Here is a 26401-nt window from a genome sequence, read left to right as displayed (position 1 = left end):
GTTTTCTCCGGCTTGGCTTACGCGATCGCTACAGGAAGGATCGGGCTGGCCTGCGCGGGCGGGACGGTGACGATCATCTGCATCGACACGATGGTGATCGCGAGCGCTGCGAAAGCGGCGGCGAACTGGTTGGATACGCGGGGCATTTATCGAACTCCTTGATCTTCAATATCGATAATCAATAAGTCGAGGCGCGTTTATTGTCAATCAATAATATCGAAAAACGATAACACCCTTGCGGATGAGGATTTTGGCTGGGCCGGGAATGCGGCTATGGGGTGAATTCCGGCCTGCTTCTGAAGGGGAAAGCATGACGAGAGTCCGCAGCCTGTTCCTACGCCTGACGCTCTTCTATCTCGTGGTAACGGGGGCAGTCGTGGGGTTCGTCTCCCTTTTCCCCTCCATGACCAACTACATGCCGATCGGCGGCGCCCAGACGCTTCTGAGTGCGCAATCGGGCGATCCCTTCCAGGGTATCGGCATCGGTGCCACCCAGGTCGGCAATCTAGCCCAGTCGATCGTCTGGCTGTTCGTGGCTGTCTGCGGCGCAGTGCTGACCACGCTTCCGGTCACATGGGTCTACATGGCCTCGCGCAGCCGAACCGAATACGACCAGGCGCTGGTGGAAACGATGATCGTCCTGCCGATCGCCGTCACCGCCATCGTGGTGATGGTGCATAATTCTCTCGCGCTGGCTTTCTCGCTTGCAGGGATCGTGGGCGGCGTGCGTTTCCGCAACACGCTCAAGAGTTCGGGCGATGCGATCTATATCCTCCTCGCCACGGGCATCGGCCTTGCCGCCGGGATCGGTGCGCTGGAGATCGCACTGGTCATGACCGTGTTGTTCAACTTCACCTTCGCCTTCCTGTGGGTCGCCGACTATGGCGGGCTGACCGGTACGCATCGCTACCTGCGACCGAACAATGTGCACCTTGAGGAAGAGGCCGAAGACGATCCGCAGGGACGCGACCAGTCGGGTGAGGGCGGAGGCCCGCGCAGCTAGCGGCAGCGCCCCGTCAGCCTGGCCTGGAAGGTCTCCGGACTGTCGATGTCCTCATAGAAGCCGGCGAGGTAGGACAGCATCTCCTGCTTCGTCGCGGCACTGGCATAGGGCGTGGCGGTGATTTCCGCCTCCAACTGAGGCCTCAGCTTGCGCATCCGGTCTGCCTCTGCGGGGAGAAGCGCATTGAAGGCACAAAAGCCGCGATAGACTCGGGTTTTGACCGAGCGCGTCTTCAGTCGCTCGTTCGGTTCGGCATAAATCGCGTCCACCAGCCCTGCGGCATCGAAATCGTAGGGCACGGGAGTGAGCGCGCCGCGCGCGGACTTTTCCGCCCCGAACAGGCGCGAGTTGTGACAGCAGTCGGACTTCTCCGGGCCGATCACCATCGACCAGTCGGTGTTGCCGATCATGTACTGGAACATCGCATATCGGGCCGCATCGCCCTGATCGAGGCTGGCGACGGGGATGTCTCCCGTGTCGATCTCTTTCATCCCCAGCCGGCGCGCAGCATCATCGCCATCCTCGATGAAGAATCCCAGCCGCGTCGCCACGACTTCGCCATCGTCGACATAGCGGATCCGCGCGAGCCTGACGCGCAGGCTTTCGGGCGTTACGCGGTTGTAGAGCCGGTAGGCGGCGTATTCGCGAAGGATCGTCTGCTCTGCCGCATCCACGTTTCGGCAATGGGTCACCAGCTTGATCCGCCCCTGCCGGTAGAACAGCGATTGCTCGCCGGGCTTCTCGGGAAAGGCGATGCGAAGCGGGGGGAAGCGGCATTTGTCGCGCTCGCGGCGGGACTTGCCGCGCGCGGCAAGCGTGATGGCGTGGCTCTCGCCTGCCGCATCCAGCCTTGCGGCGTGCGGCTTGGTCGATCGCTGCGCCCTACGCGCAATGCTTTTGACAGGGCCAGTCAGGGTGACTTCGATGATCGAATCGTCGTCGAACAGGGGGGTGACCTCGCCCGCTGCGGCCATGCTCTCGCTGCCGGGAACCGCGGCGCAAAGCGCGCCTGCAACACCAAGGACAAGCCAACGATTTTCCATCAGGTCTCCCTCCCGATCTCCGGCATGCATAACACAGGTCGCGGCCTCTCGGCAGTGCCGGCCGTTTCGAAGGCCAAAGAGGTGTTTGACTTAGCCCCGACGACTTCCTACATGCCCCCTCGACCGCACGCTTCGAGCGAGTCTGATTCATGCGCGGGGATCGGACACAGGATGGAAGCGGCGTTTCCATATCGCGACGCTTTTCATGAGCTGCAGCTGCCGCCGCTACCGGTGCGCATTCGCTGCGGCCTTTTTGCGTCCCTAGCGATATGGCTCTCACGCGCATGAGAAACACTTTCCGGTTCCGACCGCGCGGAACCAGATGCACACAAGAAGAGGTACACACCCCTTATGGCTACCAAGGCGAAGGCACCCCGGAACACTGCTTCCGGTACTGCAAAGCGGCGTATCCGCAAGATCTTCGGCGACATCCATGAAGTCGTCGACATGCCCAACCTGATCGAGGTCCAGCGCGAGAGCTACGAACAGTTCCTGCGCTCGAACAAGGAAGCGGGTCACGTTTCCGGCCTCGAGAAGACGCTGCGCTCGGTCTTCCCGCTGCGCGACTTCGCTGGCACCGCCGAACTCGACTTCGTGCATTACGAACTCGAACCGCCCAAGCACGACATCGTCGAATGCAAGCAGCGCGGCATCACCTATGCCGCGCCGATGAAGGTCACGCTGCGCCTGATCGTCTTCGAAGTCGACCAGGAAACCGAGACCCGCTCGGTCCTCGATATCAAGGAGCAGGACGTCTACATGGGCGACATGCCCCTGATGACGGACAACGGTACCTTCATCATCAACGGCACCGAGCGCGTTATCGTCTCGCAGATGCACCGTTCGCCGGGTGTGCTGTTCGACCACGATCGCGGCAAGACCCACAGCTCGGGCAAGCTCCTCTTCGCTGCCCGCATCATTCCTTACCGCGGTAGCTGGCTCGACTTCGAATTTGACGCCAAGGACATCGTCAACGTGCGTATCGACCGCAAGCGCAAGCTGCCGGTCACCGCGCTGCTCTACGCCCTCGGCCTCGATGCCGAAGGCATTCTCGAGCACTTCTACGAAACCGTCACCTGGAAGCGCGCCAAGGACGGCTGGGAACTGCCGTTCGTCGCGGAAAACTGGCGTAACCAGAAGCCGGCTTTCCCGCTGGTGGATGCTAAGACCGGTGAAGAAGTCTTCGCCGCAGGCACCAAGATCAGCCCGCGTGCTGCCAACAAGGCGGCCAAGGACGGTCTCACCACGCTGCTGCTGCCGACCGAAGAAGTCTTCGGCCGCTACGCCAGCGAAGACCTGATCGACGAAAGCACCGGCCGCATCTACATCGAAGCGGGCGACGAAGTCTCGGCAGAGAACCTCGAAGTGCTCGACGCTGCCGGCGTCGACAGCCTCGACCTGCTCGACATCGACCACGTCAACACCGGTCCGTGGATCCGCAACACGATGAAGGTCGACAAGGCCGAGAACCGTGATGAAGGTCTGGAAGCGATCTACAAGGTCATGCGTCCGGGCGAACCGCCGACCAAGGAGACCGCAGAAGCGCTGTTCGAAGGCCTGTTCTTCGATTCCGAGCGTTACGACCTGTCGGCCGTCGGCCGCGTCAAGCTCAACATGCGTCTCGACCTCGATGCCGAAGACACCGTCACCACGCTGCGCAAGGAAGACATCCTCGCCGTGGTCAAGGAGCTTGTCGACCTCAAGGACGGCAAGGGCGAAGTCGACGACATCGACAACCTCGGCAACCGCCGTGTCCGCTCGGTCGGCGAACTGCTGGAAAACCAGTACCGCGTAGGCCTGCTGCGCATGGAACGCGCCGTGAAGGAGCGCATGAGCTCGGTCGACGTGTCGACCGTCATGCCGAACGACCTGATCAACGCGAAGCCCGCCGTGGCTGCCGTGCGCGAGTTCTTCGGCTCGAGCCAGCTCTCGCAGTTCATGGACCAGACCAACCCGCTGTCGGAAGTCACCCACAAGCGCCGCGTTTCGGCGCTTGGCCCGGGCGGCCTCACCCGCGAGCGCGCAGGCTTCGAAGTCCGCGACGTTCACCCGACGCACTATGGCCGCATCTGCCCGATCGAAACGCCGGAAGGCCCGAACATCGGTCTGATCAACTCGCTGTCGACCTTCGCCCGCGTCAACAAGTACGGTTTCATCGAAACCCCGTACCGCGTCGTGAAAGACAACAAGGTCACCGACGAGGTCATCTACCTCTCGGCGATGGAAGAGCAGAAGCACACCGTCGCACAGGCTTCGGCCGATCTCGACGACAAGGGTGGCTTCGTGGAAGAGCTGGTCTCGGCCCGTCAGGCTGGCGACAACCTGATGGCTCCGCGCGAAACCATCACGCTGATGGATGTGAGCCCCAAGCAGCTCGTCTCGGTCGGTGCATCGCTCATTCCGTTCTTGGAAAACGATGACGCCAACCGCGCACTGATGGGCGCCAACATGCAGCGTCAGGCCGTTCCGCTCGTACAGGCGGAAGCGCCCTGGGTCGGCACCGGCATGGAAGAAACCGTTGCGCGCGATTCGGGCGCGGCCATCACCGCCAAGCGCGGCGGCGTGGTCGACCAGGTCGACGCGACGCGTATCGTGATCCGCGCCATCGGCGATGTCGAACCCGGCCAGTCGGGCGTCGACATCTACACGCTGCAGAAGTTCCAGCGTTCGAACCAGGACACCTGCATCAACCAGCGTCCGCTGGTGAAGGTGGGTGAAACGATCGAAGCCGGCGACGTTATCGCCGACGGTCCTTCGACCGATCTGGGCGAACTGGCACTGGGCCGTAACACGCTCGTCGCCTTCATGCCCTGGAACGGCTACAACTACGAGGATAGTATCCTCATCTCCGAACGCATCGTGAAGGACGACGTCTTCACCTCGATCCACATCGAGGAATTCGAAGTCATGGCCCGCGACACGAAGCTCGGCCCGGAAGACATCACCCGCGACATCCCGAACGTCGGCGAGGAAGCCCTGCGCAACCTCGACGAGGCGGGCATCGTCTACATCGGTGCCGAAGTGCACCCGGGCGATATCCTCGCAGGCAAGATCACGCCGAAGGGTGAAAGCCCGATGACGCCGGAAGAAAAGCTCCTGCGCGCCATCTTCGGTGAAAAGGCCAGCGACGTTCGCGACACCTCGCTCCGCCTGCCGCCGGGCGTTGCCGGTACCGTGGTCGAAGTCCGTGTCTTCAACCGTCACGGTATCGAGATCGACGACCGTACGCGTGCGATCCAGAACGAGGAAATCGAACGCCTCCGCAAGGACGCGGCCGACGAACGTGCCATCCTCAACCGTGCGACCTACAACCGCCTGCGCGACATGCTCACCGGCCAGACTGCCTCGGCAGCTCCGAAGGGCGTGAAGAAGGGCAGCGAGATCACCGAAGAGGTGCTCGAGGGCGTCGAGAAGCACGAATGGTTCAAGTTCGCCGTTGCCGACGACAACCGCCAGGCACAGCTCGAAGCGGTCAAGTCGCAGTACGACGAGAGCGTGAAGGTCATCGACGACAAGTTCGAAGACCGGAAGGAAAAGCTCGAGCGTGGTGACGAACTGGCACCGGGCGTGCTCAAGATGGTCAAGGTCTTCGTTGCCGTGAAGCGCAAGCTTCAGCCGGGCGACAAGATGGCCGGCCGTCACGGTAACAAGGGTGTCATCTCGCGCATCCTGCCGGTCGAGGACATGCCGTTCCTCGCCGACGGTACGCCGGTCGACATCGTGCTGAACCCGTTGGGCGTGCCTTCGCGCATGAACGTCGGACAGATCTTCGAAACGCACCTCGGCATGGCTGCCCGTAACCTGGGCATGCAGATCGGCGAGCAGCTCGAAGACTGGAAGAAGGCCAATCCGAACGCAGCCGAGGATTATTCCAAGGCCAAGCCGCCGGAAGCCGTGATCGAGCGCCTGAACGACGTCTATGGCGAACGTTACGCGGAAGACCTCAAGGCCCGTTCGACCGAGGAAATCGTCGAGCTCGCAGGCAATCTGTCGCGCGGTGTCCCGATGGGTACCCCGGTGTTCGACGGCGCCCGCGAAGGCGACGTTACCGTGGAACTGGAGCGTGCCGGTCTCGATGCGGACGGCCAGTCGGTTCTCTTCGACGGCCGTACCGGTGAAGCGTTCGACCGCAAGGTGACCGTGGGCATCATCTACATGCTCAAGCTGCACCATCTGGTCGACGACAAGATCCACGCCCGTTCGATCGGCCCGTACTCGCTCGTCACCCAGCAGCCACTGGGCGGTAAGGCGCAGTTCGGCGGCCAGCGCTTCGGTGAGATGGAGGTCTGGGCACTCCAGGCCTACGGTGCAGCTTACACGCTGCAGGAAATCCTCACCGTGAAGTCGGACGACGTGATCGGCCGTACCAAGGTCTACGAAGCCATCGTCAAGGGCGACGACACGTTCGAGGCAGGCATTCCGGAGAGCTTCAACGTTCTCGTCAAGGAAATGCGCAGCCTGGGTCTCAACGTCGAACTCAAGTCGCTCAGCGACGACGAAGACGACGACGGCCTCGCGATCGCGGCGGAATAGGGGGCTTCTCGCCCCCACCGCTTTCCGCCCATTAGAAATACCCCTTAGGGAATTAAGTCATGAACGAACTGACCAAATTCACCAACCAGCTCGCGAAGCCCGAAACCTTCGACGAGATCCAGATCGGCATCGCCAGCCCCGAGCGCATCCGCTCGTGGTCTTTCGGCGAAATCAAGAAGCCGGAAACGATCAACTACCGTACGTTCAAGCCCGAGCGTGACGGCCTGTTCTGTGCGCGCATCTTCGGTCCGGTGAAGGACTACGAATGCCTTTGCGGCAAGTACAAGCGCATGAAGTACAAGGGCGTCGTCTGCGAGAAGTGCGGCGTCGAAGTCACCGTGACCAAGGTTCGCCGTGAGCGTATGGGCCACATCGAGCTCGCCGCTCCGGTCGCGCACATCTGGTTCCTGAAGTCGCTGCCGTCGCGCATCGGCCTGCTGCTCGACATGCAGCTCAAGCAGCTTGAGCGCGTGCTCTACTTCGAAAGCTACATCGTGACCGAGCCGGGCCTGACCGCGCTCGAGAAGAACCAGCTTCTCACCGAAGACGAAATGCTCGAAGCGCAGGACGAGTACGGCGAAGACGCCTTCTCGGCCGACATCGGTGCATCTGCGGTCAAGACCATGCTCATGGATCTCGACCTCGAGCAGGAAAAGGAAGACCTGCTGGAAGAGCTCGCGACCACCAAGTCGAAGCTCAAGCCCGCCAAGATTATCAAGCGCCTGAAGGTCGTCGAAAGCTTCATCGAATCGGGCAACCGTCCCGAGTGGATGATCCTCGAAGTCGTTCCGGTCATTCCGCCCGAACTGCGCCCGCTCGTCCCGCTGGATGGCGGCCGCTTCGCGACTTCGGACCTCAACGACCTCTACCGTCGTGTGATCAACCGTAACAACCGCCTGAAGCGCCTCATGGAGCTGCGCGCGCCGGACATCATCGTCCGCAACGAAAAGCGCATGCTGCAGGAAGCTGTCGACGCACTGTTCGACAACGGCCGTCGTGGCCGCGTGATCACCGGTGCCAACAAGCGTCCGCTCAAGTCGCTGTCCGACATGCTCAAGGGCAAGCAGGGCCGCTTCCGTCAGAACCTGCTCGGTAAGCGCGTCGACTATTCGGGCCGTTCGGTCATCGTGACCGGTCCGGAACTCAAGCTGCACCAGTGCGGCCTGCCGAAGAAGATGGCGCTCGAGCTGTTCAAGCCGTTCATCTACGCCCGCCTCGACGCCAAGGGTCTTTCGATGACCCTCAAGCAGGCGAAGAAGTGGGTCGAGAAGGAGCGCAAGGAAGTCTGGGACATCCTCGACGAAGTCATTCGCGAGCACCCGGTTCTTCTGAACCGCGCACCGACGCTTCACCGCCTCGGCATCCAGGCATTCGAACCGGTCCTGATCGAAGGTAAGGCTATCCAGCTTCACCCGCTGGTCTGCGCCGCCTTCAACGCCGACTTCGACGGTGACCAGATGGCCGTCCACGTCCCGCTGAGCCTCGAGGCACAGCTGGAAGCGCGCGTCCTGATGATGTCGACCAACAACATCCTCTCGCCCGCAAACGGCAAGCCGATCATCGTGCCTTCGCAGGACATGGTGCTGGGTCTCTACTACCTGTCGATGGAGCGTCAGGAGAAGAAGCCCGAGTATGTCGATGGCGACAAGAAGGGCGAGAAGCACGAACGTCTGCCGATGTTCGCCGACATGGCCGAAGTGCACCAGGCCCTGGAAACCAAGTCGGTCACGCTCCACTCGAAGATCATGGCCCGCGTCCCGCAGGCCGACGAGAAGGGCAATGTCGAGATGAAGCGCTTCGTCACGACGCCCGGCCGTATGCTGATCGGCGAGTGCCTGCCGAAGAACCACAAGGTTCCTTTCGACATCGTCAACCGCCTGCTGACGAAGAAGGACATCGCCGACGTGATCGACGAAGTCTATCGTCACACCGGCCAGAAGGACACGGTGCTGTTCGCCGACGCCATCATGGTGCTGGGCTTCCGCCACGCGTTCAAGGCCGGCATCTCCTTCGGTAAGGATGACATGATCATTCCGGAATCGAAGGAAGGCATGGTCGAGGAAACCAAGGCGCTGGTTGCCGACTACGAGCAGCAGTACCAGGACGGTCTCATCACCCAGCAGGAAAAGTACAACAAGGTCATCGACGCGTGGAGCCAGTGCGGCGACCGCGTGGCCGACGCCATGATGGAAGAGATCAAGTCGCAGCCGATCGACAAGGACGGCAAGGAAGCGCAGATCAACTCGATCTACATGATGGCGCACTCCGGTGCGCGTGGTAGCCCGGCCCAGATGAAGCAGCTGGCCGGTATGCGCGGCCTCATGGCCAAGCCGTCGGGCGAGATCATCGAAAACCCGATCATCTCGAACTTCAAGGAAGGCCTGAACGTCCTTGAATACTTCAACTCGACCCACGGCGCGCGTAAGGGTCTGGCCGACACGGCTCTCAAGACGGCAAACTCGGGTTACCTGACCCGCCGTCTGGTCGACGTGTCGCAAGACTGCGTCATTGTCGAAGAGAACTGCAAGACCGACAATGCGCTCGAAATGCGTGCGATCGTGCAGGGCGGTAGCGTTATCGCCTCGCTCGGCGAGCGTATCCTCGGCCGTACGGTTGCCGAAGACATCGTGAACGCGGCTACCGGCGAAGTCATCGTCAAGGCCGGCACGCTGGTCGACGAACCGATGGTCAAGGTCATCGAGGAAGCGGAAACGCAGGTCGCCAAGATCCGCAGCCCGCTCGTCTGTGAAGCCAAGCAGGGCGTTTGCGCGACCTGCTACGGCCGTGACCTTGCTCGCGGTACGCCGGTGAACATCGGTGAAGCTGTCGGCGTTATCGCCGCACAGTCGATCGGTGAGCCGGGCACGCAGCTGACCATGCGTACCTTCCACATCGGCGGTGCCGCACAGCTCAACGAAACCAGCCATCTCGAGGCGATTTCGGACGGTAAGGTCGTCTATCGCGACATGCCGACGATCACCGACAAGAAGGGTCGCATCCTGTCGCTCGCCCGCAACGGCGAACTGGCAGTCATCGACGCCGAAGGTCGTGAGCGCGAAATCCACAAGGTGCCTTACGGTACCGTGCTGATGCACAAGGATGGCGGCAAGGTGAAGGAAGGCGATCGCCTGGCGGAATGGGATCCGTTCTCGCTGCCGATCATCACCGAGCAGTCGGGTGTCGTTCGCTTCCAGGACCTCATCGACGGTACCTCGATGGAAGAACGCGTCGACGATGCCACGGGTATCGCTCAGCGTGTGGTCACCGAGATCCGCACTGGCGGCCGTGCCAAGAAGGAAGACCTTCGTCCGCGCCTGACCCTTCTGGGTGAAGGCCAGACCGACGAGACCGATGCCGCGCGCTACATGCTCGCACCGGGCACCGCGATCTCGGTCGAGGATGGCCAGCAGGTCGAGGCGGGTGACATCCTTGCCCGTGCTTCACGTGAAGCTGCCAAGACCCGCGACATCACCGGTGGTCTGCCGCGTGTCGCCGAACTGTTCGAGGCCCGCGTGCCGAAGGACAATGCGATCATCGCCAAGATTTCGGGCAAGATCGAATTCGTCCGCGAATACAAGGCGAAGCGCAAGATCGCGATCGTTCCGGAGGAGGGTGATCCGGTAGAATACCTGATCCCCAAGACCAAGATCATCGACGTCCAGGAAGGCGACCACGTCAAGAAGGGCGACACGCTGATCTCGGGCTCGCCGAACCCGCACGACATCCTCGATGTCCTCGGGATCGAGGCGCTGGCCGAGTATCTCGTGAACGAGATCCAGGAAGTCTACCGACTGCAGGGCGTGAAGATCAACGACAAGCACATCGAGGTGATCGTTCGCCAGATGCTGCAGAAGGTCGAGATCACCGATGGCGGCGACACCGTGCTGCTGCCGGGTGAACAGGTCGACCTGGAAGAACTCAACGAGACCAATGCGAAGCTTGGCCGGAACAAGGAGCCTGCAAAGGGCACCCCGATCCTGCTCGGCATCACCAAGGCCTCGCTGCAGACGCGTTCGTTCATCTCGGCTGCGTCGTTCCAGGAAACGACCCGCGTGCTCACCCAGGCTTCGGTCGAGGGCAAGAAGGACACGCTGGTCGGCCTCAAGGAAAACGTCATCGTGGGCCGTCTCATCCCCGCCGGTACCGGCGCGGGCATGAACCGCATGCGCGTGACCGCCTCCAGCCGCGACGCTGCGCTGCGTGCACAGTGGAAGAAGGCCCAGGAAGCGATCATCGCAGCCAATACCGCAGAAGAAGAGCACGAAGCCGAGCTGGCTCAGGGCCCCGAAGCTGCGATCGGCGACGATCCGCTGGCAGCCATGGAAGGTGAAACCCACGGCACTGATGCCGATGCGGGTGACTACCTGAACGAAGAGGCGAAGGACGGCGAATAAGTCTGACTGACCTCTGACGAGAAAAGGGCCCCGCCGGATCGATCCGGCGGGGCTTTTTCTATATCGCCGTCAATAATGGCTGACTCCCGCGCCGAAAAACCGCGCTTGACCGCCGTTTGTCAAAATTGCACGATCACGAAAGGGCAACAGGGGAAGTCGCACCCGGGATGTTGCCCAAGGGGGAAGGCCGTGCAGCTTGCAGGTCTAGATAGTGATCAATCGACAGAGTCCGTGCAGGCCCTGCCTGCCGACATGCTCGAACACCTGCTTCTCTACCGCAGGCTGCGCAGCTTCACATCAGGCGCAACCCTGTCGCTCATCCCGGCGCTGGGCGCCATCCTGACCCTTGCCTACACCTTCTGGAACGTGGCGCCCAAGTCACTGCTTCTCGGTTGGGCTGCTGCCCAGATCGCGCAATTGAGCGTGTATCTCTTCCTCGACCGAAGGCTCGACGTCGAAACCGCCTCGCTCGACGAGCTGAAACGCCACTGGCGCAGGTTCCTCTTCCTGCAAGCGGTGGGAAGCTCGATCTATGTCGTCGTCTTCCCGTTCCTTGCTCCGTTTGCCGAAGGACTGAACATTGCGGTTCTCGGCATAGTCGGCACGGCAGTGCTGTGCGGCGTGCTGTTGGTCCACCGCACCGTGCCGCAGGCAGCGACCTTCCATGTCCTGACGATGACACCTTCCCTGTTGCTGACGGCGTGGATGATCGGCGGCGTAGGGGCATGGCCCACCATGCTTCTTCTCCTGTCCTTCGCTTTCGCGCTTTTGATGACGATCCGTACGCAGGATCGCCATTTCATCGCTGCCGGCGCCGCGGAAATCGAGCGCCGCGAAAGCGCGATGACCGTGAGCATGCTGCTCAACGACTATGAGGAACAGTCGTCCGACTGGCTTTGGACCGTCGGACCCCGCGGCAATTTGCGCGACGTGAGCTCGCGCCTTGCAAAGGCGACAGGCCATGAAACCGGCCGGCTTGAGGGATCTCCCCTGCTCGACCTGTTCATGCATGGCGAACAGCGTGACGAACTGGCCCGCCATATCGTCGAGCGCAGCGCATTTCGCGATCTTCTGGTCAAGCTGCGGATCAATGGCGAAATGCGTTACTGGCGCCTTTCCGCCCGGCCTCGCGTCGATGGTCGGATGAGCGGGGTCGCGCGCGACGTCACGAGTGACAGGCTGGTAGAAGAGCGCGTCGCCTTCATGGCGCATTATGACAACCTCACCGGCCTCGCCAACCGCTACCTGTTCAATGAAAGGCTGCGTGGCCTTGCCGGTGAAACGCGCTCGAATGGCGCCAGCATCGCGCTGTTCTATCTCGACCTCGACGATTTCAAGGCAGTCAACGATTCCCGCGGCCACTTGGTTGGCGACCGCCTCCTGCGCGAGGTCGGGACGCGGCTGGAACAGGAGATTCGCAGCGAGGACCTGGTTGCGCGCCTTGGCGGTGACGAATTCGCCGTCCTCATCGAGACGCGCGCAGGCGATGGCCTGCTGATCGAGCGCGCACATCGCTTCCTGTCGGTAATACGCGCACCCTACGAGATCGACGGACAGAGCTATCGCATCTCGACCAGCGTTGGCGTTGCCCGCTGCATCGACGGGGATTGCGATGCGGACGAGCTGATGCGCCGTGCCGATCTGGCGCTTTATGCCGCCAAGGAAAAAGGGCGCGATCACCTCGCCCTTTTCGAGCCCGAACTGGACCGCAAGGCACGCGAGCGCCGGGATATCGAGAACGATCTTCGCGACGCTCTTTCGCGCGCGCAGATGCGCCTGCATTTCCAGCCGATCATCGATCTCGATTCGGGCAAGACCACCGGGGTCGAGGCGTTGCTGCGCTGGTACCACCCGCAGCGCGGCATCATTTCACCGCTCGATTTCCTGCCCGTCGCCGAGGAAACGGGAATGATCTCCTCGCTCGGTGAATGGGCCATCCGCGAAGCGTTGGCGCAGGCATCGAAATTGGAGGGCGATTTCCGCCTCGCAATCAATCTCTCGCCTACGCAGGTCAAGAACCCGAACCTCGTCGCGACTGTCGCGCAGGCGATACACAAGCACGATTTCGCGCCCGAGCGGGTCGAGCTGGAGATTACGGAGCACGTCCTGCTCGACCAGACGGACGCCAGCCGCTCCACCCTGATGCGTCTTCGCGAACTGGGTGTCCGCATCGCGCTCGATGATTTCGGGACCGGCTATTCCTCGCTCGGCTACCTGCGCAGCTTCCCGTTCGACCGCATCAAAATCGACCGTGCATTTGTCGAAAACGTTACCGAGGACCTGCACAGCAAGGCCATCATCTCCAGCATCACCCGCCTCGCGGATGCACTGGACATGCAGACTACGGCAGAAGGCATCGAGAACCGCGAACAGCTGGATATCCTGCGCAAGCTGGGTGTGGAGGAGGCTCAGGGCTTCCTCGTCGGCAAGCCGATGCCGCTGGAGGAATTCAAGCTGGACGAAGAAAACGGAGGGCTGCTTTGCCTGCCCGATCCCAAGCTCAGCGACAGTTTCCTCGACTATCGCGAACGCCGCGAAACGGCGGTCAAACGCCGCGGCGGCCGCGCCGCCTAACCCTTTTCTCGCCATGGGCTGCGCCGCCTGCTATCGGCGCCCGCATGACCACGATCACGCGATTTGCCCCGTCTCCGACCGGGCGCCTCCATGTCGGCAATATCCGCACCGCGCTCCATAACTGGATGCTCGCCCGCAAGGCCGGCGGTCGCTTCATGCTGCGCATCGACGACACCGATGCCGAGCGTAGCCGCGAGGAATATGTCGACGCGATCCGCGAGGATCTGGCCTGGCTCGGCTTGTCGCCGGACGGTGAGGAACGCCAGTCGGAACGGCTGGAAAAATACGATGCGGCTTTCGAGGCGCTGAAGGCTGCCGGACGGGTCTATCCCGCCTACGAAACCGCACAGGAACTGGAACTCAAGCGCAAGATCCAGCTCGGCCGCGGCCTGCCGCCTATCTATGATCGAGGCTCGCTCAAACTGACCGACGACGAACGCAGCGCGAAGGAAGCCGATGGCGTGCTCCCGCACTGGCGTTTCAAGCTCGAACATGACGAGCCCATCCGCTGGGAAGACGGTGTCCGCGGCACGCAGAAATTCGATCCTGCACAGCTGTCCGACCCGGTTATCCGACGTGCTGACGGCAGCTGGCTCTATATGCTGCCCAGCGCAGTCGACGATCTCGACATGGGCGTGACCAGTGTTCTGCGCGGCGAAGACCATGTCAGCAATACTGCCGTTCAAATTCAGATGTTTACCGCGCTTATTGCTGCACAATATGCTGCAGCAAAAATGCCGTCGTTTGCGCACGAGGCCTTGCTGGTTGGCAAGGAGGGCAAGCTGTCCAAGCGGCTCGGTTCACTGGGCTGCGACGCGTTTCGCGAGCGCGATATCGAGCCCGAGGCCGTGATCGCGCTGCTGGCCCGCCTAGGCACGTCGCAGCCGGTCGAACCAATCGCCGAACGCGCACGGCTGGTGGAGACATTCGACCTTTCGACCTTCGGTCGTGCGCCAGCGAAATTCGACGAGACCGAACTGGACCGCCTCAACGCGGCGATCGTTCACCAGATGGATTTCGCCGAAGTCCAAGGCCGGCTTCCCGGAGGCATGGACGAGGCGGGATGGCACGCGGTGCGTCCGAACCTCACGCATGTGGGCGAGGCGGCAGATTGGTGGAGGCTTGTCACCGGACCGATTGACCAGCCGGACTTTTCGGACGAAGACCGGGCGTTTCTGGCGCAAGGAGTAAATGCGCTCACCTGGAGCGAGACGCCGTGGCAGGACCTTACCGCAACTCTCAAGCAGGCGACCGGCCGAAAGGGCAAGGAGCTGTTCCTTCCACTGCGCCGCGCGCTGACGGGTATGGACCACGGCCCCGACATGAAGGAACTGTTGCCGCTGATCGGGGAGGAGCGTTCGCGGGCCCGCCTGCGGGACGCAGCGACCGGCTAAGCCCGCTCAGCTCTCGTGATTTTCCAGTTCGTCGCCGCTTACGGTGACGACATGCATGAGATTGGTCGAACCCGGCGTGCCGAAAGGAACGCCTGCCAGCGCAATGAGCTTGCTGCCTGCGCGGCCAAAGCCGTGGCGCAGCGCCATGCGCTTGCCCTTGGCGATCATCTCTTCGAAGCTGCCGATGTCCTTGGTCGCAACGGCGTGGGCGCCCCATAGCAGGCCGAGACGGCGGGCGGTCTTCATGCTTGGGGTCAGGACCAGAACAGGCACGTTCGGACGCTCGCGGGCGACGCGGCGCGCGGTGGAGCCGCTTCCGGTAAAGACAGTGATCGCCTCGATCGTGACCGTGTCGGCAACGGTCATGCAGGCGTGTGCGAGCGCGTCTGCAGTCGTCGCATCGGGCGGCGTGTCGAGGAAGCGCACACGTTCCAGATAGGATTCGTCGCTTTCGACCTGCCGCGCGATGCGGTGCATGATCGTCACTGCCTCTTCGGGCCAGTCGCCCGCAGCGGTTTCCGCCGAAAGCATGACCGCATCGGCCCCGTCATATACCGCGTTCGCCACGTCGGAGACCTCGGCACGCGTCGGGGCGGGGCTCTCGATCATGCTCTCGAGCATCTGTGTCGCCACGATCACCGGCTTGCCGGCGGTGCGCGCCTTGTTGACGATCTTCTTCTGGAGCGGCGGGACTTCCTGCGGCTCCAGCTCTACGCCGAGGTCGCCGCGTGCGACCATGATGCCGTCGCTCAGCTCGATGATCTCGTCGAGGCGGCGCACGGCCATCGGCTTTTCGATCTTGGCGCACAGCGCACCCTTGCCGCCCATAAGGCGGCGGGCTTCGGCAAGATCTTCGGGGCGCTGGACGAAGGACAGGCCGATCCAGTCGACGCCTTGGTTCATCGCGAAGGCGAGGTCCTTGCGGTCCTTGTCTGTAAGCGCGGGGATGGGGACTTCGGCGTCGGGCACGTTCACGCCCTTGCGGTCCGAGATCACGCCGCCGACTTCTGCCGAGCAGAGGATTTCCTGATCGTCGGCGCGGATTACCTTGAGGCGGATCTTGCCATCGTTGATCAGCAGGCGCTGGCCTTTTTCGAGCAGGCCGAACAGTTCGGGATGCGGCAGCTGGACGCGCGTTTCGTCACCCGGTTCGGGGTTCTGGTCGAGCGTGAAATGCCCCGAGTGGCGGATCACCGCCTGCCCGTCCTTGAACTTGCCCACGCGCAGCTTCGGCCCCTGCAGGTCGGCAAGGATCGCGATCGGGCGATGGAAGTCCTTCTCCATCGCGCGGATCGCCTTGATCGTCTTCTCGTGATCGGAATGCTCGCCGTGGCTCATGTTGACGCGGAAGGCGTCGACGCCGGCCTTGAACAGGCGGGCGAGCATTTCGGGAGAACGGCTGGCCGGGCCTACCGTGGCGAGGATCTTGACCTTGCGGCCGCGGGGATCAATGCGCTTGGGATCGAGCTTTTGCATGGACACCGCCTATGGCAGAGCCGTGTGGCAACTCAAGGACAAGCTTTCGATGGATACCAATTCAGACGCACTCGACCAACTCGACGATGCCGTAGCGGCACAGGCATTTCGCAGGCTGGTCCGCCACCTGCAGGATCGCCACGATGCGCAGAATATCGACCTGATGGGGCTGTCGGGTTTCTGCCGGAACTGTCTTGCCGACTGGATCCTCGACGCAGGCTTCGAAGGCGATAAGGCGGCGGCGCGCGAACTGATCCACGGCATGCCTCAGGACGAATGGAAGGCAACCCGCCAGACGCCCGCTACGGAAGAGCAATTGGCGCGCATGAAAGCGAGTGTCGCGAAAAATCGCGTGGACTAGCGAGTCGCCGCCTTCACCTGATCGGGGAGGGTGGCTATCGAACGCCTCAACCGATTCTCATTTCATTGGAGCAACCCTGAAAATGGCCGAAGCCACCGACGACCGCCTGCGCCTGCTGATCGAGCGCATCGAACGCCTCGAGGAAGAAAAAAAGGGCATCGCCGACGACATCCGCGACGTCTACGCCGAGGCCAAGGCCGTGGGTTACGACACCAAGATCATGCGCCAGGTCATCCGCCTTCGCAAGATGAAGCCCGACGAGCGCAGCGAGCAGGAAACCATTCTCGACACCTACAAGGCCGCGCTCGGAATGGGTTGATTTTGCAGGCATCCGTCCTATCTCGATAATACACCAATCGAGATAGGAGGAACTGCACATGCCCGGACCCTGGAAAGACGCGCGCGGCATCATCGTCACCACCACGCCCACCATCGAGGGGCAGCCGATCCGGGAATATCTGGGCATCGTCACCGGCGAGGTGATCGTCGGTGCAAACCTCTTCCGCGACCTCTTCGCCAATATCCGCGATATCGTGGGCGGCCGCTCGGGCAGCTACGAGCGCATCCTCGCCGATGCGCGCAACCAGGCGATCGAGGAACTGCAGGCCGAATGCGCGACTCGTGGCGGCAATGCCGTGGTCGGCGTCGACCTCGACTACGAAGTGATCGGCGACACTGGCTCGATGCTGATGGTCTCGGCCAGCGGCACCGCGGTGAAGGTCTAACCTAGCCGCGTACGAGGCCCAGCGCCTCGTAGGTCTTCTCGAGCGTCGGAACCGCGATCTCGCGCGCTTGCGATGCGCCGCGCGCGAGGATTGCGTCGAGTGCCTCGCGGTCTTCGAGGAGGCCATTGAAGCGTTCCGAGATCGGACGCAGGGTCTCAACCAGCACCTCGCCCAGCGCGGGCTTGAACTTGCCGAAGCCTTCGCCGCCGAAATCCTTGAGCACGCTTTCGACGCTGCCGTCGGTCAGCGCGGCGTAGATCGTCACGAGGTTCAGTGCCTCGGGGCGGTCTTCCAGACCCTTCTCCTCGCTCGGCAGCGGCTCGGGATCGGTCTTCGCTTTCTTGACCTTCTTCATCACTTCGTCGGCATCGTCGGCGAGGTTGATGCGGCTCATGTCCGAAGGATCGGACTTGCTCATCTTCTTCCCGCCGTCACGCAGGCTCATGATGCGCGCGGCTTGCGGCGGTACGATCGGGTCGGGCAGGGTGAAGACCGGCGCCTCTTCGGAGGCGAAGTCGTTGTTGAACTTCTGCGCGATGTCGCGAGCGAGTTCGAGATGCTGCTTCTGGTCCTCGCCCACCGGCACATGCGTTGCCTGGTAGAGCAGCACGTCGGCAGCCTGCAGGACCGGATAGGTGAACAGCGCGACCGACTGGCCCTCGCGGTTCTTGCCCGCCTTGTCCTTCCACTGCGTCATGCGGTTGAGCCAGCCCATGCGGGCCGTGCCGCCGAGCAGCCATTGCAGTTCTGCGTGCTGCGGCACCTGCGCCTGGTTGAAGACGACGCTCTTCGCCGGATCGATGCCGCAAGCGACCAGCGCCGCGGCCATCTCCAGCGTACCCTTGTTCAGCTCGGCCGGATCATGCGGCATGGAGATCGCGTGCAAATCGGCGAGGAAAAACAGGCATTGGCTGCCCTCTTCCATCTCGTCCTGCATCCGCACCCAATTGCGGATCGCCCCCAGGTAGTTTCCGAGGTGGAGATTGCCGGTTGGCTGGATGCCGGAAACAACACGCATTGGATCAGAGAGCTTTCTTCTTGGTGAGGGCAGCGATGCGCTGCTTGTCGATGGCACCGACAAGGTATGCGACGCCGAAATAGACCACTGCCGAACACAGCACGAGCGCGGCGAGCGCCCCGATGCGGGCAAAAAGGCCTGCGGAATACCAGCCGGTTAGCAAATCGCGCGCGAACCACAAGGCGGCGCCCATGGCGAGTGCGGCGACGAGTTGGCGCAAGACGCGGCCAACGAGCGCGAGCGGGATGGTGTAGTAGCCGCGCTTCACGAGAACCGCGTAGAGATAGCCGACATTGATCCATGCGCCGATGACGCTGGCCGCGGCGATACCGGGGACACCGTAGCCGAGCGGCTCGATCGTGAGCCACGGCAGCGACAGACCGATATTCCAGATGCAGCTCACCACGAATACGAAGAGCGAGATGAAAGCTGCATAAACCGGCGTGCGCGTATCGGAGCGCGCGTAAAAGTTCGGCACCAGCACTTTCACGAGGACATAGGCGGGCAGCCCAAGCACCAGAACGCCGAGTACGGCCCCTGCGGCGTTCGCATCTTCAATTGTGAAGCGACCGCCCTGGAACAGCATCGTGATGAACGGCGTCGCACAGATCGCAAGCGCAACCGCCGCCGGAATGGTCAGCAACATCGACAGCTCGATGGCATCGGACTGGATGCGGTCCGCGCCTTCCTTGTTGTTGCCTCCGACGAACTTGGAGAGCGTCGGCAGGATCGCCGTCGACAGCGCAATGCCGATGATGCCAAGCGGCAACTGGTTGAGGCGGTCGGCATAGTTCATGTGGCTGACCGAACCCGTCGCCAGCTGGTTGAGGAAGTAAAGCTGGACCAGCGTGTTGATCTGGTAGGCGCCGCCACCGATCGCGGCGGGCAGTGCGATGATCGACAGGCGCTTCACCTCCGGCGTTATACGCGGCCACAGGATACGAGGGCGGAAGCCTTCCACCCGTGTCCAGATGTAGAGCCAGGCAAGCTGCAGTACGCCTGCGACCGGAACCGCCCAGGCGATGACGTAGCCGACCTGCTCGACGCTCCAGCCGAAAGTCGCGGCGGCATATTCGCCGCCCAGCAAGGCCGAGATCAGCACCACATTGAGGATGATCGGAAAGCTCGCCCCCGGCGCGAACCGGCTCACCGAATTGAGCATGCCCGTGAACAGCGTAACGAGGCTGACCAGCAGGATGTAGGGGAACATGATCTGAGCGAAAGCGACGGCGATGTCGTATTCGACCGGATCGATGGGCTTGTCCGATAGCACGTAGATCACGCCCGGCATGGCGATCATCATCACCGCGCACAGTAGGATCAGCACCGGCAGGAAAATGCTCAGCACATCGTCAGAGAAACTGCGCGCGCTTTCCAGCCCACCGTCACCGTGAAGGCGCTTCGAGAACATCGGCACGAACGCTGCCGAAAAGGCGCCTTCCGCAAACAGGCGTCGGAAGACGTTGGGTATGATGAAGGCCTGGAACCAAGCGTCGGTCACCGCATTGGCGCCGAGGACGCGCGAGAAGATCATCTCGCGCGCCATGCCGGCCACGCGGCTCACCATGGTGAGCGATCCGATCGTGCCGACGTTCTTGAGCAGGCTCATGGCCTAGCCTTGGCTTTGCGCTATCAGGCGTCGCCGGTCGGCGCGGCCGGGGCGCCTTCGCCCTGCGCTTGCGCCGCACGGGCCTGGAGCTGCTGCTGGTAGAGCGCGCCGAAATCCATCGGGTCGAGCAGCAGCGGCGGGAAGCCGGCTTCGCGCACGGCGTCGGAAACGATCGCGCGAGCGAAGGGGAAGAGCAGGCGCGGTGCTTCTGCGAAGAGGAATGCGTGGGCATGCTCTTCGGGCAGGTTGCGGATGCCGACGAGGCCGCAATAGGCCAGCTCGACGATGTAAAGATTGCCTTCTTCGGCATCGGCGCGTGCGGTCAGCTTCAGCTCGACTTCGTGCACTTCGTCGGTGATCTGGCTGGCGCCGATGTTCACCTGGATGTCGACCTTGGGCTGATCGTTCCACTGGTAGCACTTGGGCGCGTTCGGGTTCTCGACCGAGAAGTCCTTCACATACTGGTTCAGCAGGCCCACCGAGGGGCGGTTGTCGGCGCCATTGGCACCGGCTGCGGGATCCATGTCGAGATCGGTCAGAACGTTGTTGTCGTCAGCCATTTTGGTCACTTCTTGTCGAGAAACTGGAAAATTACGCAGGGAAGGCGAGTACACCGTCCCACGGTTCGCTGGCGCGCCTAGCACCGCCTTGCGCGCTGGGCAATGCAGCTGGCAGGCTACACCTTGGCGCAAGCACCAGCCGATGCGCCGAGAATGGTTCATTGCCCGTTTGTAATTCGACCCTATCTAGGGCAGACAGGACTGGAACTTAGAGAGCCCGCCGGGCGTAGCTCTCATACAAGCTGAACGGAAATTTCACGTGATCACCGAGATCGTCATCCTCGCCGCCATCGCAGCCTTCCTTGGCCTGCGCCTCTATTCCGTGCTCGGCCAGAGGTCGGAGCATGAGGAGGAGCCGATCTCGCGTCGCTACGATTCGCCGGAAAACCGCATCGCTCCCGCGACCGAACGCCCGAGCGAGCCTGTCCGTGAACCCGTGCGCCTGCGCAGCATCGACAATGGCTCGAGCGCGAACGAGGCAGGTGTGCGAGCCATCGCCTCGGCCGATCCGCGGTTCGACCTTCTCGGCTTCCTCGAAGGCGCCAAAGCTGCTTACGGCATGATCCTCGAAGCCTTCTGGAACGGCGACAAGGAAACCTTGCGCGACCTGACCGACGATGACGTCTATGCCGGATTCTCGGCCGCAATCGACGCACGCGAAGCGGCTGGCGAAACGCTCGACAACCGCCTGATCCGGATCGAGGATGCGACCATCCATTCGGCCGAACTCGACAAGCGCACCGCACGTATCGCCGTGCTGTTCGTCTCCGACATCGCATCGGTCACGCGCGACAAGGACGGCAATGTCGTCGCCGGTTCGCTCGACGATGCCGTGGAAAGCCGCGATATCTGGACCTTCACCCGCAATGTCGATGCGATGGACCCGAACTGGGTCCTCGACGAGACCGACCAGGGCTAAGCCACCCGCCAAGCTGGAGAAAGGCATGCAACGTCTAGCCGGGCTGGTTGCAGCCTTTGCCCTTGCCGGATGCGCGGCCAATCCCGATGCGCGCCCGCCCGAAGACCTCGGAGTCGTCGAGGCGCCCGAACCTGCACCGGTGGACACGGCCTCTGCTGCCACCCTCATGCCCGGACCCGATATCGAGACCATGCCCTTCGTCGGTTTCGACGCCGCGCCCGCGCTCGAAGCCTTCAAGCGCTCGTGCGACAAGATCCTTTTCCGTGACGATACCAGCGGCCTCACGCGCCGTGTCGACTGGCAGGCGCCCTGCGGCGCGGCGGTGAACTGGTCGGGCGATGCAGGAGAATTCTTCCGCAGCCAGTTCGAGACGGTCATCGTCGGCGACGGGACGGCCTTCGCCACCGGCTATTACGAACCCGAAATTCTCGGCAGCCGCACGCGCCAGCCCAGCTACGAAGTGCCGGTCTACGCGCTGCCCGACGATCTCGAACGGGCATGGCCTGACGATGTCTCCGAAGACGAGCGCACCGGTCGCCCGCCGCTCGGCCGTTACAACGAGGCGGGCGAGTTCGTCCGCTATTTCGAGCGTTCCGAAATCGTGGCGGGCGCGCTGGACGGCAAGGTGCCGGTGATCGCCTGGGCCGCCGACCCGGTCGAATTCTTCTTCCTCCAGATCCAGGGCAGCGGCCTGCTGCGCCTTCCCGACGGCGATGTCATGCGCATCGGCTATGCGGGCCAGAACGGCCGCGAATATGTCGCCATCGGGCGACCCATGCGCGAGCAGGGCCTGATCGGGGAAGGCACCGAGTACCCGACTTCGATGCAGGGCCTGATGGCATGGCTGCGCGCCAATCCGGAACGCGCCGACGAGATCATGAACCTCAACAAGAGCTGGATCTTCTTCCGCGAGCTCGACACCGACGGGCCGCTGGGCTCGCTCGAAGTGCCGGTCTACGCCCGCGACAGCGTGGCGGTCGATCCCAAGTTCGTTCCCTACGGCGCACCCGTCTGGCTCGACATGGAAGCCAATGTTGCCGACGGTCTGTGGATCGCGCAGGACACCGGCGGTGCGATCAGGGGCGCGAACCGCTTCGACACATTCTGGGGCAATGGCGCGGACGCCCGCGAGATTGCAGGGGCAATGAGCTCAAGCGGCAAGGCGTACCTGCTGCTGCCCAAGGGGACGCGCGCGCGCCTGAAACAATGAGCGCGCCGCGGGGACTCTCGGCCGAAGAAGCGGAAGCCTGGGAAAAGGTCGCCGCAACGGTGAAGCCGATGCACGCGCGGCCGAAACCGGCACGGCAGGACGCCGCGCCCAAGCCGGTGATGCCGAAGAAAGTCCTGCTCAAGCCGCAGCAGGCCAAGCCGCCTGCAAAGCCCGCTCCGCCGCCTGCCACGACGCCGCAGAACAATCTCGACGGTCATTGGGACAAGCGCCTCAAGTCGGGCGCGATCCAGCCCGACTTCACGCTCGACCTTCACGGGCACAATCTCGATGGCGCCTACAACCGGCTGATGAGCGGTGTGGCGCAGGCCCGGGCCATGGGCGCCCGCACGATCCTGCTGGTGACGGGCAAACCGCGCCCTGTCGATCCGGCCGATCGCGGAGCCAAGCGCGGTGCGATCCGCGCCAAGGTGCTCGACTGGCTGGCCGCATCGAGCCACCACTCGGCCATCGCGGCAGTGCGCCGCGCGCATATTCGCCACGGCGGCGAGGGCGCGCTTTACATCGTGCTCAGACGCGAGCGGTGATCAGCTTGCGCATGCCCATGAGCAGCGCACCGAAAGCCATGAAAACCAGTCCGAGGCCGGCGACATTGAGCAGCAGCTGGCCCCAGCCGAGTTGCGGCAAGTCGAGGAAGAAGTAAGGGTAGAAGCCCGTCGTCTCGCCCACCACCAGCGCAAAACCAGTGTAGAGGATCGGCACCGCTATCACGATCGGCAGCGTGCGCCAGCCGGTCGCTTTCACGCCGGAGAACGCCAGCCACCAAAAGACGGTGGCGAGCGGCACAACAGTGTGGTGCATCTGGTTCGTATACCAGTCCCAGCCGACCGGATGATGGTCTGCCGCGAGCAGCAGGTGGTAGACGATGCCGACCATCGCCAGCGCTGTCGCGAGGGCAAAGGCGATCCGCGCATCCAGTTTCCCGCGCAGTGCGACCCAGCCCAGCAGGAGTGCGGCCGCCATATTGCTCCAGATCGTGAAGTAACGCAGCATCAGCGCGAGATTGAGCAGCGGGTTGTTGCCCTCGTTGATCAAGGTCTGAGCGCCGATCGCGACGAATGCCGCGATGGAGATGATGCCCGCGACGCGGCGCGAGAGGGACGAGTGCGAAACGATCATGCGCTCTCCCTAGCGCGCCTCGACCAGCCGTAAAGGCAAGAAAAAGGCCCCCGACGTTTCCGCCGGGGGCCCTCTGCGACCACAAAGGGTCAGAACAACGCCTTACTTGTGGTACTTGGCGTAGGTCAGATCGAAGCGATCCGCGTCCATGACCTTGGTCCAGGCCTTGACGAAGTCGCGGACGAACTTCTCCTCGTTGCCGTTCTCGGCATAGACCTCGGCAACTGCGCGCAGGCGCGAGTTGGAGCCGAAGACGAGGTCGGTGCGCGTGGCGCGCCACAGTTCCTTGCCGGTCTTGCGGCAGGTGCCGACGAATTCCTCGTCGCCGCTGTCGTCGACTTCTTCCCAGATCACGCCCATGCCGAGCAGGTTGACGAACCAGCTGTTGTCCAGCTTGCCCGGGGTTTCGGTGAGAACACCGATGCGGTTGCCGTGGGTCGTGTGCTTGGTCACCGCGCCCATGGCCCGCATCCCGCCGACCAGTGCGGTCATTTCGGGGATCGAGAGACCGAGCAGGTGCGCCCTGTCGACCAGCATGTCCTCGGTCTTCACCGAAGCCTTGGTCTTGAGGTAGTTGCGGAAACCGTCTGCAAAGGGTTCCAGCGGCTCCCAGCTCTCGGCATCGAAGTCTTCACGGCTAGCATCGCCGCGGCCGGTGGTGACCGGGACGCTGATGTCGAAACCGGCATCCTTCGCTGCCTTCTCGACTGCGGCCGAACCGGCGATGACGATGGCATCGGCCATCGAGATGCCGCCACGGATCTCGTCGAGCTTGGTGAGGACCTTGTCCAGTTCCTCGGGATCGTTGACCTTCCAGTTCTTGATCTCGTCGAAGCGGATATGCGCGCCATTGGCGCCGCCGCGATGGTCAGAGTTGCGGTAGGTCGAGGCCGAGGCCCAGGCCGCCTTAACCAGTTCGGAAACGGTCAGGCCGCTATCGAGAACCTTCGACTTGAAGGCGGAGACATCGCTGTCCGAAACCTGCGTGCCGGCGGGGACGGGGTCCTGCCAGATCAGGTCTTCTTCGGGCACTTCCGGGCCGAGGTAACGGACCTTTGGACCCATGTCGCGGTGGCACAGTTTGAACCACGCGCGGGCGAAGGCATCGTCGAGCGCCGCCTGGTCGTCGCGGAAACGCTCGGAAATCTTGCGATATTCCGGGTCGCGCTTCAGCGCCATGTCGGCGGTGGTCATCATCGTGGGGACCTTCTTGGACGGATCGCGCGCGTCGGGCGCCATGTCCTCGGGGTCCGGATTGATCGGCTGCCACTGGTTCGCACCTGCCGGGCTCTGGACGAGCTCGTAGTCATACTTGAACAGCAGGCGGAAGTAGTCGTTGCCCCACTCGGTCGGGTTCGGGGTCCAAGCGCCTTCGATGCCCGAAGTCGTGATGTGACCCTTGCCAATTTCCTCGGGGTCGGTCAGCCAGCCGAAGCCCATGCGGTGCAGCGTTTCACCTTCTGGCGCACTGCCGAAGGTGTCGGCGGGCTTGGCGCCGTGGGCCTTGCCGAAGGCGTGTCCGCCGGCGGTAAGGGCAACGGTTTCTTCATCGTTCATGGCCATGCGGGCGAAGGTTTCGCGCATGTCGCGGGCCATGCCCTCGGCATCGTGCGGGTTGCCGCCCGGGCCTTCGGGATTGACGTAGATGAGACCCATCTGGATCGCGGCGAGCGGGTTCTCGAGCGCCATGCCCTCGTCGGGCTGGATGCGCGTTTCAGCGCCGGTATCGACCCACTTCTCTTCGGTGCCCCAATAGACGGTCTCGGGATCGAACACGTCCTTGCGGCCGCCGCCGAAGCCGAACACGGGACCACCCATGCTTTCGATCGCGACGTTACCGGTAAGGATGAAGAGGTCGGCCCAGCTGATATGCTTGCCGTATTTCTGCTTGATCGGCCACAGCAGGCGGCGGGCCTTGTCGAGGTTGCCGTTATCGGGCCAGCTGTTGAGCGGAGCAAAGCGTTGCTGGCCGCTGCCGCCGCCACCGCGACCGTCGCCGGTGCGATAGGTACCGGCCGCGTGCCATGCCATGCGGATGAAGAACGGACCGTAATGGCCGTAGTCTGCCGGCCACCATTCCTGACTGTCCGTCATCAGGTCGGTCAGGTCTTTCTTAAGCGCCTGGTAGTCGATCGCGTTGAAGGCTTCGCAATAGTCGAAATCTTCGTCCATCGGATCGGCCGCGCGACCGCCTTCGGTCAGGATTTCCAGGTCGAGCTGGTCGGGCCACCAGTCGCGGTTACGACGACCGAAAAGGTCTCGCGTGCCCGCATTACCATGGAACGGGCAGCCGCTGATATCTCCGGTTTTGGCGTCCATCTAATCGCTCTCCTCTTGTATAAAGACTCGGGTCTCCCGTCCGAGTTGACATTTGAGAAGATGAACCCGCCCCTTTAATTCGTCCAATCGATTAAACGGTTCAAATTGATTGGCTGAGGCGATTTT

The 26401-nt window shown here is 62.8% G+C and carries 19 protein-coding genes; 11 read left to right on the top strand and 8 right to left on the bottom strand.

Going from position 1 to position 26401, the window contains the following annotated elements; translation table 11 throughout:
- Nucleotides 1–17: 17 nt before the first annotated feature.
- On the bottom strand, nucleotides 18–146 hold the full coding sequence (locus tag K3165_RS14115) for a hypothetical protein (protein WP_282098689.1): 129 nt from the start codon (nucleotides 144–146) through the stop codon (nucleotides 18–20).
- Nucleotides 147–310: 164 nt separating this feature from the next.
- Between K3165_RS14115 and K3165_RS12275 the strand changes: the two genes are divergently transcribed.
- Entirely contained in the window at nucleotides 311–1003 is a 693-nt protein-coding gene (locus K3165_RS12275) for a DUF4956 domain-containing protein (RefSeq protein ID WP_221549184.1), read from the top strand.
- On the opposite strand, the gene K3165_RS12270 is transcribed toward K3165_RS12275, so the two are convergent.
- Nucleotides 1000–2046, bottom strand: a complete 1047-nt coding sequence (locus tag K3165_RS12270) for a hypothetical protein (RefSeq protein WP_221549183.1) — start codon at nucleotides 2044–2046, stop codon at nucleotides 1000–1002. The two genes, K3165_RS12275 and K3165_RS12270, sit on opposite strands and share 4 nt — an antisense overlap.
- 351 nt (nucleotides 2047–2397) lie before the next feature.
- On the opposite strand from K3165_RS12270, the gene rpoB reads away from it, so the two are divergent.
- The 4 genes from rpoB (at nucleotide 2398) to gltX (ending at nucleotide 14941) form a co-directional block, all read left to right on the top strand.
- Entirely contained in the window at nucleotides 2398–6579 is a 4182-nt protein-coding gene (rpoB, locus tag K3165_RS12265) for a DNA-directed RNA polymerase subunit beta (RefSeq protein WP_221549182.1), read from the top strand.
- Nucleotides 6580–6638: 59 nt separating this feature from the next.
- Nucleotides 6639–10973, top strand: a complete 4335-nt coding sequence (rpoC, locus tag K3165_RS12260) for a DNA-directed RNA polymerase subunit beta' (protein WP_221549181.1) — start codon at nucleotides 6639–6641, stop codon at nucleotides 10971–10973.
- A gap of 231 nt (nucleotides 10974–11204) precedes the next feature.
- Entirely contained in the window at nucleotides 11205–13547 is a 2343-nt protein-coding gene (locus K3165_RS12255) for a putative bifunctional diguanylate cyclase/phosphodiesterase (protein ID WP_221549180.1), read from the top strand.
- Between the two features lie 44 nt (nucleotides 13548–13591).
- The gene (gltX, locus tag K3165_RS12250; RefSeq protein WP_221549179.1) at nucleotides 13592–14941 is read left to right on the top strand and encodes a glutamate--tRNA ligase; all 1350 of its coding nucleotides are present in this window, start codon (nucleotides 13592–13594) and stop codon (nucleotides 14939–14941) included.
- Between the two features lie 6 nt (nucleotides 14942–14947).
- Here gltX and pyk read toward each other — a convergent pair whose 3' ends face one another.
- Nucleotides 14948–16417: a pyruvate kinase gene (gene pyk / locus K3165_RS12245; RefSeq protein WP_221549178.1), complete on the bottom strand. Its 1470-nt coding sequence runs from the start codon at nucleotides 16415–16417 to the stop codon at nucleotides 14948–14950.
- Between the two features lie 49 nt (nucleotides 16418–16466).
- Between pyk and K3165_RS12240 the strand changes: the two genes are divergently transcribed.
- The 3 genes from K3165_RS12240 (at nucleotide 16467) to K3165_RS12230 (ending at nucleotide 17503) form a co-directional block, all read left to right on the top strand.
- Complete coding sequence (locus K3165_RS12240; RefSeq protein WP_221549177.1) at nucleotides 16467–16778, top strand: DUF1244 domain-containing protein; 312 nt, start codon at nucleotides 16467–16469, stop codon at nucleotides 16776–16778.
- Nucleotides 16779–16860: 82 nt separating this feature from the next.
- Entirely contained in the window at nucleotides 16861–17097 is a 237-nt protein-coding gene (locus K3165_RS12235; protein ID WP_090477501.1) for a DUF2312 domain-containing protein, read from the top strand.
- Between the two features lie 88 nt (nucleotides 17098–17185).
- Nucleotides 17186–17503: a heavy metal-binding domain-containing protein gene (locus K3165_RS12230; RefSeq protein ID WP_221549474.1), complete on the top strand. Its 318-nt coding sequence runs from the start codon at nucleotides 17186–17188 to the stop codon at nucleotides 17501–17503.
- 1 nt (nucleotide 17504) lies between these two features.
- Here the strand turns inward: K3165_RS12230 and trpS are convergent, their stop codons facing one another.
- Genes trpS through secB form a run of 3 tightly spaced genes read right to left on the bottom strand, consistent with a single transcriptional unit; the run spans nucleotide 17505 to nucleotide 20690 of the window.
- Entirely contained in the window at nucleotides 17505–18521 is a 1017-nt protein-coding gene (gene trpS / locus K3165_RS12225) for a tryptophan--tRNA ligase (RefSeq protein ID WP_221549176.1), read from the bottom strand.
- Nucleotides 18522–18525: 4 nt separating this feature from the next.
- Nucleotides 18526–20130 (bottom strand): murein biosynthesis integral membrane protein MurJ, encoded by a 1605-nt coding sequence (gene murJ / locus K3165_RS12220; RefSeq protein ID WP_221549175.1) that lies wholly within the window; start codon nucleotides 20128–20130, stop codon nucleotides 18526–18528.
- Between the two features lie 23 nt (nucleotides 20131–20153).
- Nucleotides 20154–20690: a protein-export chaperone SecB gene (gene secB / locus K3165_RS12215; protein ID WP_221549174.1), complete on the bottom strand. Its 537-nt coding sequence runs from the start codon at nucleotides 20688–20690 to the stop codon at nucleotides 20154–20156.
- A 259-nt stretch (nucleotides 20691–20949) separates the two neighbouring features.
- On the opposite strand from secB, the gene K3165_RS12210 reads away from it, so the two are divergent.
- Genes K3165_RS12210 through K3165_RS12200 form a run of 3 tightly spaced genes read left to right on the top strand, consistent with a single transcriptional unit; the run spans nucleotide 20950 to nucleotide 23364 of the window.
- Nucleotides 20950–21609, top strand: coding sequence for a Tim44/TimA family putative adaptor protein (locus K3165_RS12210; RefSeq protein ID WP_221549173.1), 660 nt, complete (start codon nucleotides 20950–20952; stop codon nucleotides 21607–21609).
- 25 nt (nucleotides 21610–21634) lie between these two features.
- Nucleotides 21635–22819, top strand: coding sequence for a murein transglycosylase A (gene mltA, locus K3165_RS12205; RefSeq protein WP_221549172.1), 1185 nt, complete (start codon nucleotides 21635–21637; stop codon nucleotides 22817–22819).
- On the top strand, nucleotides 22816–23364 hold the full coding sequence (locus K3165_RS12200; protein ID WP_221549171.1) for a Smr/MutS family protein: 549 nt from the start codon (nucleotides 22816–22818) through the stop codon (nucleotides 23362–23364). The genes mltA and K3165_RS12200 overlap by 4 nt, the downstream gene beginning before the upstream one ends.
- Here the strand turns inward: K3165_RS12200 and K3165_RS12195 are convergent.
- Nucleotides 23348–23956 (bottom strand): Pr6Pr family membrane protein, encoded by a 609-nt coding sequence (locus K3165_RS12195; RefSeq protein WP_221549170.1) that lies wholly within the window; start codon nucleotides 23954–23956, stop codon nucleotides 23348–23350. The genes K3165_RS12200 and K3165_RS12195 overlap by 17 nt on opposite strands.
- A 102-nt stretch (nucleotides 23957–24058) precedes the next feature.
- Entirely contained in the window at nucleotides 24059–26275 is a 2217-nt protein-coding gene (katG, locus tag K3165_RS12190) for a catalase/peroxidase HPI (protein ID WP_221549169.1), read from the bottom strand.
- Nucleotides 26276–26401 lie beyond the last annotated feature (126 nt).

Origin of the sequence: Qipengyuania xiamenensis (genome assembly GCF_019711495.1) — a bacterium.
Lineage (GTDB): Bacteria > Pseudomonadota > Alphaproteobacteria > Sphingomonadales > Sphingomonadaceae > Qipengyuania > Qipengyuania xiamenensis.
The sequence above is the reverse complement of the archived record's forward strand: the minus strand, read 5'-3'. Positions and strand labels throughout refer to the sequence as shown.

Bases quoted from the DNA above. Each gene is read 5' to 3' on its own strand.
- secB (WP_221549174.1), bottom strand. From the start codon at position 20,690: ATGGCTGACGACAACAACGTTCTGACCGATCTCGACATGGATCCCGCA.
- rpoC (WP_221549181.1), top strand. From the start codon at position 6,639: ATGAACGAACTGACCAAATTCACCAACCAGCTCGCGAAGCCCGAAACC.
- pyk (WP_221549178.1), bottom strand. From the start codon at position 16,417: ATGCAAAAGCTCGATCCCAAGCGCATTGATCCCCGCGGCCGCAAGGTC.
- trpS (WP_221549176.1), bottom strand. From the start codon at position 18,521: ATGCGTGTTGTTTCCGGCATCCAGCCAACCGGCAATCTCCACCTCGGA.
- K3165_RS12270 (WP_221549183.1), bottom strand. From the start codon at position 2,046: ATGGAAAATCGTTGGCTTGTCCTTGGTGTTGCAGGCGCGCTTTGCGCC.
- K3165_RS12240 (WP_221549177.1), top strand. From the start codon at position 16,467: ATGGATACCAATTCAGACGCACTCGACCAACTCGACGATGCCGTAGCG.
- gltX (WP_221549179.1), top strand. From the start codon at position 13,592: ATGACCACGATCACGCGATTTGCCCCGTCTCCGACCGGGCGCCTCCAT.
- K3165_RS14115 (WP_282098689.1), bottom strand. From the start codon at position 146: ATGCCCCGCGTATCCAACCAGTTCGCCGCCGCTTTCGCAGCGCTCGCG.
- K3165_RS12275 (WP_221549184.1), top strand. From the start codon at position 311: ATGACGAGAGTCCGCAGCCTGTTCCTACGCCTGACGCTCTTCTATCTC.
- murJ (WP_221549175.1), bottom strand. From the start codon at position 20,130: ATGAGCCTGCTCAAGAACGTCGGCACGATCGGATCGCTCACCATGGTG.
- K3165_RS12200 (WP_221549171.1), top strand. From the start codon at position 22,816: ATGAGCGCGCCGCGGGGACTCTCGGCCGAAGAAGCGGAAGCCTGGGAA.
- K3165_RS12195 (WP_221549170.1), bottom strand. From the start codon at position 23,956: ATGATCGTTTCGCACTCGTCCCTCTCGCGCCGCGTCGCGGGCATCATC.
- K3165_RS12235 (WP_090477501.1), top strand. From the start codon at position 16,861: ATGGCCGAAGCCACCGACGACCGCCTGCGCCTGCTGATCGAGCGCATC.
- katG (WP_221549169.1), bottom strand. From the start codon at position 26,275: ATGGACGCCAAAACCGGAGATATCAGCGGCTGCCCGTTCCATGGTAAT.
- rpoB (WP_221549182.1), top strand. From the start codon at position 2,398: ATGGCTACCAAGGCGAAGGCACCCCGGAACACTGCTTCCGGTACTGCA.
- mltA (WP_221549172.1), top strand. From the start codon at position 21,635: ATGCAACGTCTAGCCGGGCTGGTTGCAGCCTTTGCCCTTGCCGGATGC.